General features: G+C 42.2%; 11 protein-coding genes. 2 read left to right on the top strand and 9 right to left on the bottom strand.

Annotation, left to right across the window (positions count from 1 at the left end):
• Nucleotides 1-3: 3 nt before the first annotated feature.
• From A2621_00955 to A2621_00945, 3 genes are all read right to left on the bottom strand, one after another.
• Nucleotides 4-696, bottom strand: coding sequence for a hypothetical protein (locus tag A2621_00955; GenBank protein OFW89481.1), 693 nt, complete (start codon nucleotides 694-696; stop codon nucleotides 4-6).
• The gene (locus tag A2621_00950; GenBank protein ID OFW89480.1) at nucleotides 693-2486 is read right to left on the bottom strand and encodes a hypothetical protein; all 1794 of its coding nucleotides are present in this window, start codon (nucleotides 2484-2486) and stop codon (nucleotides 693-695) included. The genes A2621_00955 and A2621_00950 overlap by 4 nt, the downstream gene beginning before the upstream one ends.
• Nucleotides 2487-2575: 89 nt before the next feature.
• Entirely contained in the window at nucleotides 2576-5296 is a 2721-nt protein-coding gene (locus tag A2621_00945) for a DNA polymerase I (GenBank protein ID OFW89479.1), read from the bottom strand.
• Nucleotides 5297-5533: 237 nt separating this feature from the next.
• Here A2621_00945 and A2621_00940 point away from each other — a divergent pair, with 237 nt between their 5' ends.
• Both A2621_00940 and A2621_00935 read left to right on the top strand, forming a co-directional pair.
• Entirely contained in the window at nucleotides 5534-8155 is a 2622-nt protein-coding gene (locus A2621_00940; GenBank protein OFW89478.1) for a hypothetical protein, read from the top strand.
• A 58-nt stretch (nucleotides 8156-8213) separates the two neighbouring features.
• On the top strand, nucleotides 8214-9515 hold the full coding sequence (locus A2621_00935) for a tyrosine--tRNA ligase (GenBank protein OFW89477.1): 1302 nt from the start codon (nucleotides 8214-8216) through the stop codon (nucleotides 9513-9515).
• Here A2621_00935 and A2621_00930 read toward each other — a convergent pair.
• From A2621_00930 to A2621_00905, 6 genes are read right to left on the bottom strand one after another with little or no spacing between them, the layout of a single operon-like run.
• Nucleotides 9497-10810, bottom strand: a complete 1314-nt coding sequence (locus A2621_00930) for a hypothetical protein (GenBank protein ID OFW89476.1) — start codon at nucleotides 10808-10810, stop codon at nucleotides 9497-9499. The two genes, A2621_00935 and A2621_00930, sit on opposite strands and share 19 nt — an antisense overlap.
• A 6-nt stretch (nucleotides 10811-10816) precedes the next feature.
• The gene (locus tag A2621_00925; protein ID OFW89475.1) at nucleotides 10817-12142 is read right to left on the bottom strand and encodes a hypothetical protein; all 1326 of its coding nucleotides are present in this window, start codon (nucleotides 12140-12142) and stop codon (nucleotides 10817-10819) included.
• Nucleotides 12143-12185: 43 nt separating this feature from the next.
• Nucleotides 12186-13502 carry a Tol-Pal system beta propeller repeat protein TolB gene (locus tag A2621_00920; GenBank protein OFW89474.1) on the bottom strand — a complete coding sequence of 439 codons (1317 nt, stop codon included), beginning with the start codon at nucleotides 13500-13502 and terminating at the stop codon, nucleotides 12186-12188.
• Nucleotides 13503-14342 (bottom strand): hypothetical protein, encoded by an 840-nt coding sequence (locus A2621_00915; GenBank protein OFW89473.1) that lies wholly within the window; start codon nucleotides 14340-14342, stop codon nucleotides 13503-13505. It lies immediately after the preceding gene.
• The gene (locus A2621_00910; protein OFW89472.1) at nucleotides 14339-14788 is read right to left on the bottom strand and encodes a protein TolR; all 450 of its coding nucleotides are present in this window, start codon (nucleotides 14786-14788) and stop codon (nucleotides 14339-14341) included. Before A2621_00910 ends, A2621_00915 begins: the two co-directional genes overlap by 4 nt.
• On the bottom strand, nucleotides 14788-15441 hold the full coding sequence (locus A2621_00905; protein OFW90102.1) for a hypothetical protein: 654 nt from the start codon (nucleotides 15439-15441) through the stop codon (nucleotides 14788-14790). Before A2621_00905 ends, A2621_00910 begins: the two co-directional genes overlap by 1 nt.
• Nucleotides 15442-15449 lie beyond the last annotated feature (8 nt).

The following is a 15449-nucleotide window of genomic DNA, read 5'->3' as shown; positions in this document are numbered from 1 at the left end:
GACTTAAAGTTGAAAGTATAAAATACAGGCTGGCTGGGTATTGGCACTATTAAATTTCCCTTCTTTAATACAATCTTCTGGTGACACATTCACGCCATGATACCCCCGTACTCGACCGGAATTCGGATCGGCGCTATCCATTTTTTGTGCTAATGTTCTGGCTTGCTGGGGTGTCAATAAAGCTCCATCTCCCTTCGACCCATTCTCGCGTCCCAAAAGAAGCCAGTGTCCCGACATGTCGGGATGGGGGTCATGCTGAAGCGTGATCACTCCCCCAATTTTTTCTTGAGGCACACCCTGTCCCCCCTTCGCGTATTCATAACTTGGAAACTGACCCACATCTCCAATCAGCCCAGCTTGGGCTAGATGGGTCCAGACATTCGCCGCTTCATCCAAAGGATTCAACCCATGACCACTAATAACACCATCGTTTTGTCCATCCCGAAGTTTGGGATGAATATGAGCGGATGCTAAATGAAAATCTCCAGGTAAAGAACCATATGTATCGACAAACAGATGGATCGCCATTCGATACATATCAATATTACGAGCCACCACATTTAATTTTGCATTTTCGATGAGCTCTTTTCCTTTCAAAACGCCCCCGATAACGAGCCCCAGCACAATAAGAGCAATGGCAATCTCAATAAGACTGAACCCCTCCTCCTTTTTCAGAAAAGCTTTTAATTTTTTCATGCGGCTTCTTTCCAATTTAAATGACGAGAATCTAGAGAAAACTCCCTATAGAGTTGCTGATCTTTGGAATCAGGATGAGCGCCTTCCAAAATTGTTGCCCGCAAAAAGATGACGAGCTCTGTGACTGCTTTTGCTTGGCGCTTGGCAGAGGTAAAAAAACTAAAAGGCCCTTCACTCGTGCCAGGAATTCCTGCACGACCAGTCTCTGCCCCCTCGATCATTAAGCCCCCTAAAATAGCAACGGTGCCTGATTTGATCCTCAAAATAGAATCCATCTCACGCACGGCGATGACGGGGAATTCAGATTTAACGTGATGAGAGGGATTTTGTAGGGACTGGTTTAACAACACAACGGCTGGATCTTGTTTTGTATCGATTAACCGTGTAATTGTTGGCCTTAAATTAATAATAATATCTTGTGTCTCTACATCAATGGCTGGTTGGACACTCATCACAAATCCGATGGGAATGGTTTGGGGAGAACTGTTGGCGGACACCAAAGAACCATAATTGGTAGAGTCTGAGTTTAGAAATTGACGCTCTCCCGTTACATTAAAAAACACGAAATTTTCAGCCACTTTTAAAAGGGCTGTTTGATTATTCAACACCGTAAGTCTCGGGCTAGACAGAGTACGTACGACCCCAAACGTTTCCATAAAATTTAGAATGGCGGACAAAGAATGCCCCCTACCCCCCAGACTAATCACCTGAGACGTTTCGGGAGTTGTGATCACTGTAGGCGTTTTCTGCGCAATGGCACCAAACAAAGCAGAGGCACTGAGGTCTCCTTGAAATCTTGTTTTACTGGCTTCCGCATAGTTACCTAGCCCATATTCCCCAATCCGTTGCCAATCAATTCCGCTTTTATACTCCTCCTTTAAAGTCACCTCTAATATCTTTGCCTCAATCAAAATCTGCCTTCCCATTTGCTTTTTTAGCTTGGTCAAAAATTGTTCTACGACATGATGATTTTTTTGAGTTCCGTAAATAGTAATGAGGCCCGTTTGACGATGAATCGCAAAGGAAGGTCGGCCTTTTTGTTTGATCTTTTTCTTCTCGTGAACACGGACATTTTGTGTCTGGGAATCCTTAAGTTGCCCCTGCAAAGGCAGAATCTTTTTTTCTTCTATTTTTTCAGAATCTTCGTCTAGTAATTGGGTTTTTGGAACCTGTAAAAGATTCCTCAAAATATGTTTTAACTCTTCCCAAAAATCATTCTCCGCCCGACTAGAAATTTCTGTGGTGGATCCATTTGCCCCCACCCCCGTGGTGGAAGATTTAGACAAAATATTATTGGTAATAGAAACATTGTTTTTTGTTTCCCGACTCATGTTCAAAAACTGAACATCATATGTTTTTAAGTAGGGAACATCTCGTTCTATATATAGTAAATTTTTCTCATACCGAAAGCGTAAATTAAGGATTTCGCAAATAGACTGTACTACTTCGATCAGAGGACGAGATTTTGCATGATAAAAAATGGATCCCTCTATTTCCTTTTCTACCACTACATTAATTTTAGCAGCACGACAAAGATCCATAAAAACTTCTTTAATATCCTTAGACTCATTCAATTCAATGGTAACTTTTTGTTGTAGGATTTTTGGCAACAGAGCCGCTGCTGAAGAAGAAGGAGCAGTAGCTAATTGTGGGGGTCTTTCATTGGTCGGTTCGAGTAAGGCTGTTTTTATACTTTCGTGGGCTCGATCGATGATCGGATCTTGAAACTTTTTTTGATCCAAATTACATGCACTAAGACCAATACACGCCCAAATAGCCCACTTATTCATGTTCACCCCAAGTTATACTTTGGGGGTCACCCTACAAAATTACAGGAACGTTGAATAGCCTCCTCCAAGTAGAAATAAACAAGAAAAATCTAATGAGCATCTTCCCATGTTGTTCCCTGTCCTACGCCTACAGTAAGTGGCACTTTTAGTATCTCAACAGATTCCATGATTTTTTTTACGGCTTTTTCTACTATTTCCATTTCAGAGAGAGGAACTTCAAAAATCAACTCATCATGTACCTGAAGAAGCAACCGAGTATCATACTTTCCTTTCAAGAAAATATGAGCCTCTATCATGGCTTTCTTAATAAGGTCTGCATTGCTTCCTTGTAACGGGGCATTAACAGCTTGACGTTCTGCAAACGATCGAAAAGTTCCGTTTTTTGAATTAATATCTGGCACGAAACATCGACGTCCCCACAAAGTTTCCACATACCCATGAACCCGCGCAAATTCAATGGTGCGTTCCATGTAGGCTTTAATGCCCGGATATTGTTTGTGGTAGGCTTGGATATAAGCCGCAGCTTCCGACCGATCTATCTTTAATTGTTTCGCTAGACCAAAGGCACTGATACCATAGATAATGCCAAAATTGATGGCTTTTGCCCTCCCTCTCAGTTCGGAAGAGACTTGTCCCAAGGGAACACCAAAGACCTGACTTGCCGTTAAGGCATGAATATCCTTGTTCTGAATAAAAGCTTGTTGCAACGTTGTGATATCCGCCATGTGTGCTAACAATCGAAGCTCGATTTGAGAGTAATCAAATGAAACCAGACGACATCCCTCACTCGCAATAAACGCCTTTCGAATTTCACGACCTTCTTCTGTACGAATGGGGATATTTTGCAAATTAGGATCCGAAGACGCAAGACGACTCGTAGAAGTGATAGCCATGGCGTAAGACGTATGAACTCTTTTAGTTTTAGGGTTAATTTGTGCTATCAACGTGGCAGTATAGGTGCTTTTCAGTTTTGAAAGTTGTCGCCATTCTAATAATTTTCCTGGTAAAGGATGATGTTCTGCTAAACCCTCTAGAATATCGGAGCCTGTCATATAAGCCCCCATTTTACCTTTTTTCCCCCCGGGCAAATGCAGCGTTTCAAATAAGATATCCCCTAATTGCTTCGGAGAGGCTATATTAAATTGCTTACCCGCAAGATGATGAATTTCTCTTTCCAGATCTCTGAGACGTCTATCTAATTCTCGAGTCAAAATGTTTAAGACAGAAGGATCGATTTTCACTCCCCTATCTTCCATATCCACCAGGACATCCACAAGCGGCAGATCAATCTGTTCATAGAGTTTTTTTAGATGCTCTGAACGCAATTGCGGTTTCAGAAGGTCATAGAGTCGATAGGTATAATCTGCGTCAGATGCAGCATAATCTAAGGCTTTATCCAAAGGCACTTGATCAAAGGTAACTGCTTTTCTCCCCACACCCACGACCTCACTGAAGGAAGCCATACGATGCCCAAAATGAAGCTCTGTAAGGTAATCCAATCCATGCCTACCCCCTTGCTGTAAGTACGACAGAAGCATGGTGTCTTCATAATTGATGATCTCTACACCGTATTGCCTTAAAACTAATTTATCGTATTTCAGGTTGTGCCCTATTTTAATGATTTTGGGGTCAGCTAGGAGAGGGGATATTTTTTCTAAAACCAAATTGAGACCCATCTCTAAGTGCAGCATTTGTGGATCTAAGAGAGACACAGGGGGGTTAAAAGAAACAGGGATATAGCAGGCGACACCAGCTCTAATGGCAAATGAAACACCCACTAAACGAGCAGATTTTGCATCCAAAGAATTAGTCTCTGTATCAACGGCAACAACCCCTGCTTCTTTGATCTTGCCGATCCATCCCTCAAGTTGAGAAGCGGTTAAAATAAGGTCGTAAGAGTGTGTTGCTTTTTGTAGCGCCTGTGGTTTTTTCTCTATTTTCTCTTCGTTAAACAATCTTTTTTTCAAACTCCGAAACCCTTGCTCTTCTAGGAAAGGAAGAACAGTTTCTGGATGAATTTCTGTTATTTTTAGACGGTCGACAGGTAAAAGATCGGGCACAGTTGTATGTAGCGTCACCAATTGTTTTGACAAACGCGCCTGATCTGCAAAGTTTATCAGGGCTTCTCGGCGCTTTTCTTGTTTAATAGTGCGCGCTTTATCAAGTAAGTTTTCGAGGGTGCCAAATTCTTGAATCAAAGAAGACGCTGTCTTAATGCCGATCCCAGGCACACCAGGAATGTTATCTGAGCTGTCTCCTGCGAGGGCTTGAACATCTATGACCTGCTTGGGTCCTACGTCAAATTTCTCGTGCACCCCCTCTTGATCAATGATTTTATTTTTAAGGGGGTCATAGAGCTTTACCCTCTCTGATACCAGCTGCATCAAATCTTTATCAGATGATACGATCATAATGTCACGATCTTTTTCCCCCACAGCATAAGTCGCTATAATATCATCAGCCTCAAACCCTTCTTTTTCAACCAAGGGCACTCCAAAAGCTGTGCATGCCTGACGAATAAGAGGGAATTGAGGAATAAGATCTTCCGGGGTTTCGCGACGGTTTGCCTTATAGTTTGGGCAGATTTCATTGCGAAATGTGCGCCTTCCTGCGTCAAAAATAACCGCCACATAAGGCGCGTTCATTTCTGTTAGAATCTTTACCAACATGTTGGTAAATCCTAGAACAGCTCCCACAGGCATTCCATCTGGGCGTGTCAAAGGAGGCAATGCATGATAGGCCCGGAAAATAAACCCAGATCCATCAATGAGAAACAAAGTTTCTTTATTTGAATGACGCAATGGTGACACACTCTACTGATATCATAAAACACAGCGGCTCTCTAGAAGATTACATCACCAAATAAAAAACCATGTATTATCAGAAAAGTAGGCCGAAAAGAAACAGAGTGATGGCCTTTATAGGCCTCCTTATTTTCATAAAATTCTCTCTTTCTAAATTCAAATATCTCTTCCTCTGAAGTATACAGAAGTTTCTGTAGCTCAGACTGACTTTTTTCTATAAAATGTAATTAAGACAGGCGGGGAATGAGAATAAAATCTATTTTATATTTTTCTTTTTTATTGGTATTCCTTACCAATTTAGAAGAAGCATGTGCCCTTGTTGTGCAGGATATGAAGATCATTGACCACCAAGGGACCCCCACCCTTTCTTTTACCTTTGATGAAGCTTTTTCCCTAGAGCCCGACCAAGAAGATGATGAAACTCTTCTCATCGAATTCCCCGAAGACACTCAGTGGACTCCTCCTCTTTCAAAGGAATCAAACCTTGGGTTGAGCTATACTTACGTACCCTATCAAGATGGAGCAGGAGATTTAGTCATTAAAAAGGACAAACGTCTTGTGACAGGTAAATTGGTGCAAAATCAACATAATCAATATAGTCTTTCTTTTTATGCACAGCCAGATTCCCAAAATCCCCCCCTTCCACCTGAAGCCCCAATTCCTCAAAATCCTGTAGCAGAAGCGCCCATGAATCCATCTCCTGCTCCTGTCAATGGACCTCTGACCATAAAAGGGATCCGAGCAGGATTCAAAAATCAAAACACACGACTTGTTCTGGATCTTAGTCGCCAAACAAAATTCATTATCAAAGAAAATGATGACTTTTCTACCATTTATATTCTTCCCACAGAAATCACGCAGTGGGTGCCGGCCCCCTCTTCTTCTGAATCTTTCGGTTTTTTTAAAGGCTATAAACTGATAACAATGAACAAAGATGTGGGCATAGAAGTGTCTGTACAGAAAGGGACACGCATTGTTCAAGCATCCATTATCGGTGAAAAAACGCCTGATCCCAAATTAGTAATTGATCTGGCTCATCAATCTTTTGTTCCCACGGTCAATACTATCTCAAATTCGAACAAAGTTAACGAAACATATACCTCTATGAAGACCCAAAACAATGCCCTCTTAAATCGGGGAGATTCGTTTTCTGTGTTTCCAGAAAATGACCTTGTTAAAAGCATGAATATTTTAGTTCAAAATAACGATACGATTATTCGCCTCATGACGACTGAGGTAAAAAATTTCGATGTTCAAGAAAACAAAACAACGAATGAAGTCAGCATCCATCTTCCCAAGATGATATGGGATAACGTAAACGTTACAGAACAAAAAGCAGGTCTTGTAGAAGGATTTAAACTAGACCAAACAGATCCGGAACATACGAGTCTTATTTTTAAAGTTGATAAAGGAACCTCTGTTATTGGTAAGAAATCTTTTGGAACCAAAGGGAATGGTCGGTTTGTTGTTTATCTGAATCAAAAAGAAAAGAAAACTCCTACCTGGCTCATTGATGCTTCTGCGTCAGAGCTTTCTTATGATGATTTAGAGAAAGAAGAGGGAGAAGTATCCCGCCTTGTCTACCGAGGAGGTATTGCTCCTTATACGAATGTTGGGGACGGATTCTATGTTGGTCTTAAAGCTGCCTCGCTAGCAGGGCAAACAGCTTCTCATTCAACCTACTCAACGTTCACAAACGATCTTTCCACTTCCAACTTTGGTGGAGGGATTCACTTGTTGGCAGGGTATGGAATAGACATTAACAAAATTTACGCAGGAGCTGAATTTAATGTTGGAATCTATGGGGCTGACAGTAAAACAAGCTACACTGTTTCTGGAGCAAGCACAGATTCATCTGCTGAAATAAGAACCACTTGGGGAATCATAGGACGTCTTGGATATTACGTCTCCCCATCCAGTTTATTATACGCACGCCTTGGCGCTAACAGCTCTAATTTTTCTTATAGTAGTTCAGGAGGTACCGGGGAAATTATTTTCCCCACCTCTTATCAACGCACTAATCGAACAGGATTCCTTTATGGTTTAGGTCTTGAGTCTGCTTTAAATGATCGCTTGTCCGTTCGAGTGGAAGGAGCTCAGGTGACTTATCAGCCCTTCTATTATAAATCTGGTACAGATTATAAGAAAGACCGCCCCCTCTTAAATGAAATTAATTTAGGCATAGGATACAAATTAAATCCCATGTCAGGGCCTGCCATGGGAGACATTTATGAAGAAAGTGTTGGAACCGGATTCTATTTTGGAGCTGATAGTGGTCTTTCTACCTTCGTAAATCATCGCAATGTAACGGGGGTTAATGGGTCTAGTGCCACCACTACCTATGATGGGGAAGGATCAACAGTGGACCCGGCGTGGGGTCTCTTTGTTGGGTATAGCGACCATCAAGATAAATTTTTTATGGCGGGAGAATTGCAACTTGATTTGACGAAGCCTATCATTTCAGAGTCCATTCTCAATGGGGGAACTACCACAGAATCATACTCGAATAAACTTCAATGGTTATGGGCCCTAACAGCGCGCCCTGGGTATATTTTCAACCACGGGACTATCGGTTATGGTCGTATAGGCATGATAGGAGGGAGTTTTTCTCATTCTTCCCAACACAGCGGTACTCAACACTCCTTTACAGCAGGGGGATCTGAAAAAGTTTACGGAATCGGTATACGGGTGGGCGCAGGACTTGAAACCTTTATTACCAGACACTTGGCGCTCCGCAGTGATTACATCTTAGATTACATACCTGGCTTGAAAATAAAAGATCAAAGCAATGGCAATGTAACCGAAAAAATTAATCTCATTAATAATGAATTCAAGCTGGGTCTTTCTTGGTACTTGAACCCTTAATCCTTGATTCTCCGCCTCATTTTAGATACATATAAAATGATTCTTTGAAAGGAACTCTATGAGATTTACATCTCCTTTTCTACAAGAGCTTGAAAGCCGCGGACTGATTCACCAGGGTACCAACCTGGAAGGGCTTGATGCTCTAACTGCTGAAAAATCCATTACTTTTTATATTGGCTATGATGCATCAGCTCCTAGCTTGCACGTGGGCAACCTAATGCTAATCATGATCATGCGCATTGCGCAACGTCATGGTCATCGTCCTATTGTTATTATGGGGGGAGCCACCACACGCCTCGGGGACCCCACATGGAAAGACACAGCACGTCCCCTTTTGACAGAAGAAACGATCACACAGAATATCTCCACTATCAAAGGCGTCTTCACAAAGTATCTGGATTTTGATTCGGGTCCCCATAAGGCCATTCTATTAAACAACGATACCTGGCTTGGACAAATCAAATATCTTGATCTCCTCCGGGATGTGGGTCGTTTTATTTCTGTCAACCGTATGTTGACCTTCGATAGTGTTCGCCTGCGACTCGAGCGTGAACAGGCCCTCACCTTCCTCGAATTTAACTACATGGTACTACAAGCCTATGACTTTTTTTACCTCAATAAACAGTACGATTGTATGTTGGAATGCGGAGGATCAGATCAATGGGGTAATATCGTGAGCGGCGTAGATTTAGTTCGTCGCATGGCCCAAAAAGAAGCCTTTGGTCTCACCTGCCCTCTACTGACTACAGCTAGCGGACAAAAGATGGGGAAAACAGAAAAGGGCGCTGTTTGGCTCAATGCCGAAAATTTATCCCCTTACGATTACTGGCAGTTTTGGCGGAATGTGGAAGATGAGAATGTTCTCAAATTTCTTAAGATTTATACAGATATTTCTGTTGCCGAAATCGATGCCCATACCAACCTCTCCGGCACAGAATTGAATAAACTCAAAATACGCCTCGCTGATGAAGCCACAATCTTGGCCCATGGGAGAGACGCCCTGCCTGCCATCCATGCCACCATTCAAACACTATTTGAAGCGGATCAGTTCGAAATAGAAATAGACGGCGTCGATGCTCAAGGGAACAGTGTTCTCAAATCCTCACTGCCTATCATCCAGATAAAAGAAACGGATTTGGAAGAGGGTATCCCCATTGTTACGTTGCTTGTTCAAGCACACCTTGCCCAAAGCAACGGAGAGGCCCGCCGCTTGATTCGCGGGAATGGCTGCGCTATTAATGGACAGAAGATTACCCAAGAAGATTTCATAATCAATGAAACTCATCTTCAGAGTCATCATACGCTCCGTCTATCAGCTGGAAAGAAGAACCATGTTCTTGTTCAAGGCGTTAAAGGATAAGATCTATTCTGCCATTTCACCAGAATATAAATAGGCGCGCTGGCAAAGAACATGAAGCTGCCCCACATCATAATCTCTTGTCCCGCTCCAATCAAGGCAACCAAAATATAGGCCGTTGCGGGAACAGTAAGAGCCAACGCTTTTGCCAAATCCCTTTTCCGAAATTTCTGAGGTTTCTCTAAGAACAACATAAGCTCAGACAAGACAGAAAAGAGATAGGTGATCAAAATAGAAAGAGTTGCCAGAGTCACCATAAAGTGAAAGGTCTGAATTAGGTTTTTATTATAATTCATAAAAAGCAAAGCGGACATCAAGATCGCTGTCGATAGTAAACTAAAAATGGGCGTTCCATTTGATGTTATTTTTTGAAATCTTTTAGGAAATAATCTGTCTCGTGCTGCCGCCAAGGGGATTTGAGCCTGGATCAAAAACCATCCGTTTAGTGAACCCACTCCCCCCAATACCGCAGCACAAGCCACAAAGAGAGCTCCCCCCTTTCCAAAAATAGTGCCTGCCGCTAAGGCAAAAGAGGCGGGCGATTTCTGTAACACATCATTGGGCACCAATCCAATGATCAAGGAAGAGATGGAAATATACAGAAATCCAACAATCAGGACACCCAAAATAGTGGCCCGAGAAATTGTTTTTTTAGGGTTTTCCACATAGTCAGCTGGAATGGTTGCAGATTCTAATCCGATAAACCCCCACATGGTCAGAGCCCCAACCTCAATGAGCCCCATCAGTGGTGGTTTTCCACTGGGATTAATCAGTGCAAAATTCTCAAGGTTGACATGGGGAATCGCAAAGAAAAACACTAAAGCCAACGGCAATAATTTAACGATCGTTATAATAAGTTGGAACCGTCCCGCAAAGGAAATACTGATTAAGTTAATGAGCGTTAAGACCCAAATAATGCCTAATCCAGTCCCAAAACTAAAGATGGGATCAGTGGCAATTTTAGGCCACAAAATAGATATATATCCTAACGTACTCACGATGGTAGCTGTGCTACCCACCCATAGAGAAATCCAATAAGTCCACGCCGTTTGAAACCCAATAAAATCTCCAAACCCAGCACGTGCATACGCATAGGGGCCCCCAACGGAGGGCAAGACGGAAGAAAGCTTAGAAAAAACAAGGGCGATAAACAAGGCCCCACCTAAGGTTAACACCCAGCCTAACAGGCTAAGGCTCCCATAGGGAGCCAATATAGACGGCATGATAAAGATGCCCACACCTACCATGTTTCCCACCACTAAAGAGAGAACAGACCAAAATCCAAGTTTTTTTTTCATGAGGGCCTACAAAGTAAAGTCGATATGTTTTCGCAGTTTCAAGATACCTAAAATATTCATAGCATTTAGGAATCCCCCGGCCAAGATTAAAAAAATCAGAGCGTAGTAAGAATTAAAATAAGAAAAGATAATGAACACACACACCGCATAAATATAGTATACGCAGGCCCCCCACACAGGGTGAATGAATCGTGCCGCCTTTACGCCAACCAATAAACTCGAAATCAAACTGGGATATCCTACAGCAAATAAAAAAAAGGGCATAAAGTAGTTCATATTAGAAAAACTACGATTAAGGGCCTCTTGGATTAAGAGGCCTCCATCCATAATCGGGGATGTCCAGGCTCCTGTCACCAATACCAACAACATGCTACACAAACACACAACAAATGTATTTAAAAAGACCACAAAAACAGAAAGGCTCGCCTGTTTTTGAATATCTTGGCTTGATACTTCGCTTTGCAAAACAGAGGCGAGACCTGATCCCAAATCACTTGCATACGCCGCACTGGACATTCCCTTAGACATGGTCAGAAGAACGGTGCTGCCCATAAACCCGCCCATGGCGGCATGACCGGTAAAAGCAGAAATAAAAATTGTTTTTAACATGGCAGGAAAGATGGCAGAATTTTCAACAAAAACCCAAACACTCATACTAGCGTAAACGATCATAAAGGCGGGAAGAAAAAACATAGCAATAGCCCCCACACGTCGAATACCCCCCACAACACTGAGTATGATAAGAGACAATAACACCACCATGGTGGGTGTCGTTTCTAAATTGAAATTAGCAACAAAAGACGTTTTGATGACGGTGAACATATAAATGTCTACTCCGTAGATACCTAAAAAAATGCAACAGAGAATCGGAAGCCATCTTTGAGTGGGAAAGGCTTTTTGCAAATAGTACATGGGACCACCATCATACCCTTTGTAGGCGTTTCGAACCCTAAATTTTAGGCCCAGGAAAATTTCACTATATTTAATAATAGATCCTAAAAAAGATACAACACACACCCAAAACAGAGCGCCTGGTCCGCCTACTTTTATGGCAACAGCAACGGTAGCCAAATTTCCAATACCGATACATCCCCCAAGAGAAGCGAAAAAAACTTTTAAAGAAGAGGTGCCTGGTTCATCTGTGATGGTTTCTTTAGATGACTGAAAAAAATAACTCAATATTTTTGGAAACTGAACAACTTGAAGAAATCTGGATTTGAACGATAAATAAATAATTGAAAAGAATATTAAAGATATGCCAACATATCCCCACAATATTTCATCGTTAAAGTAAATAAAATACTCAGGAAGTTTATAAAATAATTCATTCATAATTTTATGATCATACGATTTTGGAACTTAGACAAGCAGGAATTTAAATTTGGTCGAAAGGAAGGGGTGGAGACCAAGCAGGATCTGTAGCATCTTCAGGTGTCTGAATTATTTTTTTGTTGCGTCCACTCACGTGAATTGTATAAAGACTGGCTTTTCCACCTGTCCCATTTTTTCCCCAGCGCTCTTGATTATAAAAGACTAATAATCGGCTGTTGGGAGCCCACGTCGGACCTTCGACTAAAAATCCTGTGGAGATTAATCGTTCCTCTGAACCATCTGGCTTCATTAAGCCGATAAAAAACTGCCCATTTTCTACTTTTGTAAAAGCAATCCATTCTCCATCTGGCGACCAAACAGGGGTTGCATATACCCCCCCGCCAAAGCTAATGCGTCGGATATTTTGCCCCGTCGAACTCATCACATAAAGTTGTTTTGTTCCCCCTCGATCTGAGTTGAAAATTATTTCAGTCCCATCCGGAGAGTAGCAAGGGGACGTATCAATCACATCATCAGTTGTCAGACGCTTAGCTTTCTGTGTTGCTAAGTCCACTTCATATAGACTTGACGATCCTTTATAGGCCTGGCTCATAATGACTTTAGACCCATCTGGAGAAAAACGGGGCGCATAGGTAATACCCTCAAAAATTCCCACCAAAGACGTTTTTCCCGTTTCTAAATCAAGCTGATGAACTTTTGCTTGTCTTAAGTGAGTCTCATACGACATATAGACTATTTTCTGAGAATTGGGAGAAAAACGGGGCGTAATAACAGAAGCGTCCCCATTGGTTAAATACTTATGATTCGCCCCATCCTGATCCATAATAGCAAGACGTTTGATGCGTTTTTTCTGTGGCCCCCTTTCTGATACATAGATAATACGCGTATCAAAGTACCCTTCTTCCCCCGTAATCACCTTGTAAATTTTATTAGCCGTTAGGTGAGCAATACGTCTCCAATGTTTCATGTCTGTCTTGAATTCAAATTCAACTGAAAGAGACTGTTCATACACATCCCAAAACTTAAACCGCACGGTTAGAATTTTTCCACGTTCCAAGACTTCTCCTACGACCAACCCACGACTGTTGATCAGTTTCCAATCTTCAAATCTAGGGGTCGTCTGCAAGTCGAGATTGGTCTGTATGTAAGAATTTGGATCCAATACCTCAACAAAACCAGATCGCTCTAAATCTTCTATCACCACAGACCGAATTTGCTCTGATATCTTGGTGTTCCCTTGAAAGGGAAGAACGGCGAGAGGAAAAGGTTTTACCTGCCCCTGATCAATATCAACCACCACCTCGCTATACAACAGAAGAGGCATCCAGGCACACCATAAAAGAAATAGAATTTTTTTCATTTAGACAATTCCTCTTGGGCTAAATCGTAAAACACATTTTTTCCATTGGTGATACTTATCTGGAGGCAGCTTTAAAGGGGAGCACTCTGGCGCCCGTAAAGCATGCCGCACGCTCTGGACCGCCTCTTGAAAAGACCGAAATTTTTTGGCATCTTTCTGGTTCAAAATTTTAATCTCTGTTACCGTACCTCGTACGTCCAAATCAATGGCCGCCTCTACCATCAAATCTTTTTCCGCCATTACTGTCGGGGGAACAAGCCAACATTGTTGAATCTGTTGCCTCAGGGCATCCAATTCTGACAAGCTGATTTTGTTTGAAATTAAATCCGCATCAAAGGCTCTGTTATCCATTGTTTTTTCTTGCGGACTTGGTTGTTTGTCAAATTCTTGAACTGATTGCAAAACCGATTCAAATGGGTCACTTGACTTCTTAGGCGCTTGCGCTACTTCTTTTTCTACTGGTTTCGGTTTTTCTTCTAAGACTTTAGGAGATTTCTTGGGTTCAGATTCTGGCTTTGATGTCTTCAATGGAATAGGCTTTGGGGGCAGGGGGGTAAGTTGCGTGATTTTTTTGGCCGGCTCTGGTTTCACTACAGGCATTTTTTTTTGAACCAAAGGCTTTCCCATATTATACGTAGGCTTTTTATAGGCACTAAGAATCGGGGCTTTTTTTTGCATTTTCTGAGGAGACTGGGTAATGCTATCAATGGGCACCATGGAAACAGCAATCACACGTGTGGGAGAGATCTCTTTCCTAAAGCTGGGTAACCCTATCAGTAACAAAATGATAAAAAAAAGGTGGATCCCGCCTGAAATCAAAAAAGATTGACGATCAATCATTGAAGGGAACCGCCCTTGCGCCATGAATTTGAGACAAGAGACACTTTTGTATATCCCGCTTCATTAAGCAAGCCCATGATTTCCATAACATGTCCATAAGAGAGTTTTTGGTCGGCCCGGATATAGACAGGAGCTTCATAATTACGCCGAGTAATGGCATTGAGCCTTACAATAAGTTGGCCAAGTCGAATGGGAGACTCTTGGAGATAAACTTCTTTTTTTCCCGTAATCGTTAACACGAGAGGATCCGCTTTGGCTTTAAGGCTGGTGGCCTTAGTCTTTGGTAAGTCCACTTGTACCCCCACCGTCAACAAAGGAGCAGAGATCATAAAAACAATCAGCAAAACCAACATAACGTCCACGAGGGGCGTCACATTAATCTCACTGACCGGACGATAGGTTCCATGATAGCGTCCGGCTCTTCTAGGACGAAACCCTCCTTGCATTACCTACCTCCTCGCGCACAGATAATGTAAAGACGGTCACAAAAAGTTTCTAATTGAACCGCATAGTGTCCCAACGAAATGGAAAGTTTATTATAGGCAATCACCGCGGGAATCGCCGCTAACAGCCCTAACGCTGTAGCGGCTAAAGCCTCAGCAATGCCAGGAGCCACCACGTCCAAACTTGTGTTCTTAGACATAGCAATGGATTGAAAGCTATTCATAATCCCCCATACCGTCCCCAAAAGCCCAATGAAAGGCGTAACCGATCCCATTGTCGCCAAGAATCCGACGTTTCTTTCTAAAGAATCCATCTCATTTCTAATACCAGATTGCATCAATCGATCCGCTTGAGAAAGCTTGTCTTCTTTTGAGCCTCCCTGCCTCATTTCTTTAACAACGGCTTCAAAAATACGATTTAGGGGCTCATTTTTCATCTTTTTAATTCCCTCTGAAAGATGGCCAAGAGTGGTGGCCTCATGAATCAACTGACCCAAAAATTTTGAGGACTTCAACAAAGGGAGTAACTGTTTTGTTTTAGAAATAATAATCGCCCAACTCATAAAAGAGCTAACCAAAAGAACCAGCATGATCAACTTTACAAAGAGATCCGCTTGCCAAAACAAATCCCAAACGCCGTGTGTATGCTGAGTCATCTCTATCC

The organism is Alphaproteobacteria bacterium RIFCSPHIGHO2_01_FULL_41_14 (assembly GCA_001767855.1).
In the GTDB taxonomy this organism is placed as follows: domain Bacteria; phylum Pseudomonadota; class Alphaproteobacteria; order UBA7879; family UBA5542; genus 2-01-FULL-41-14.
The sequence above is the reverse complement of the archived record's forward strand: the minus strand, read 5'-3'. Positions and strand labels throughout refer to the sequence as shown.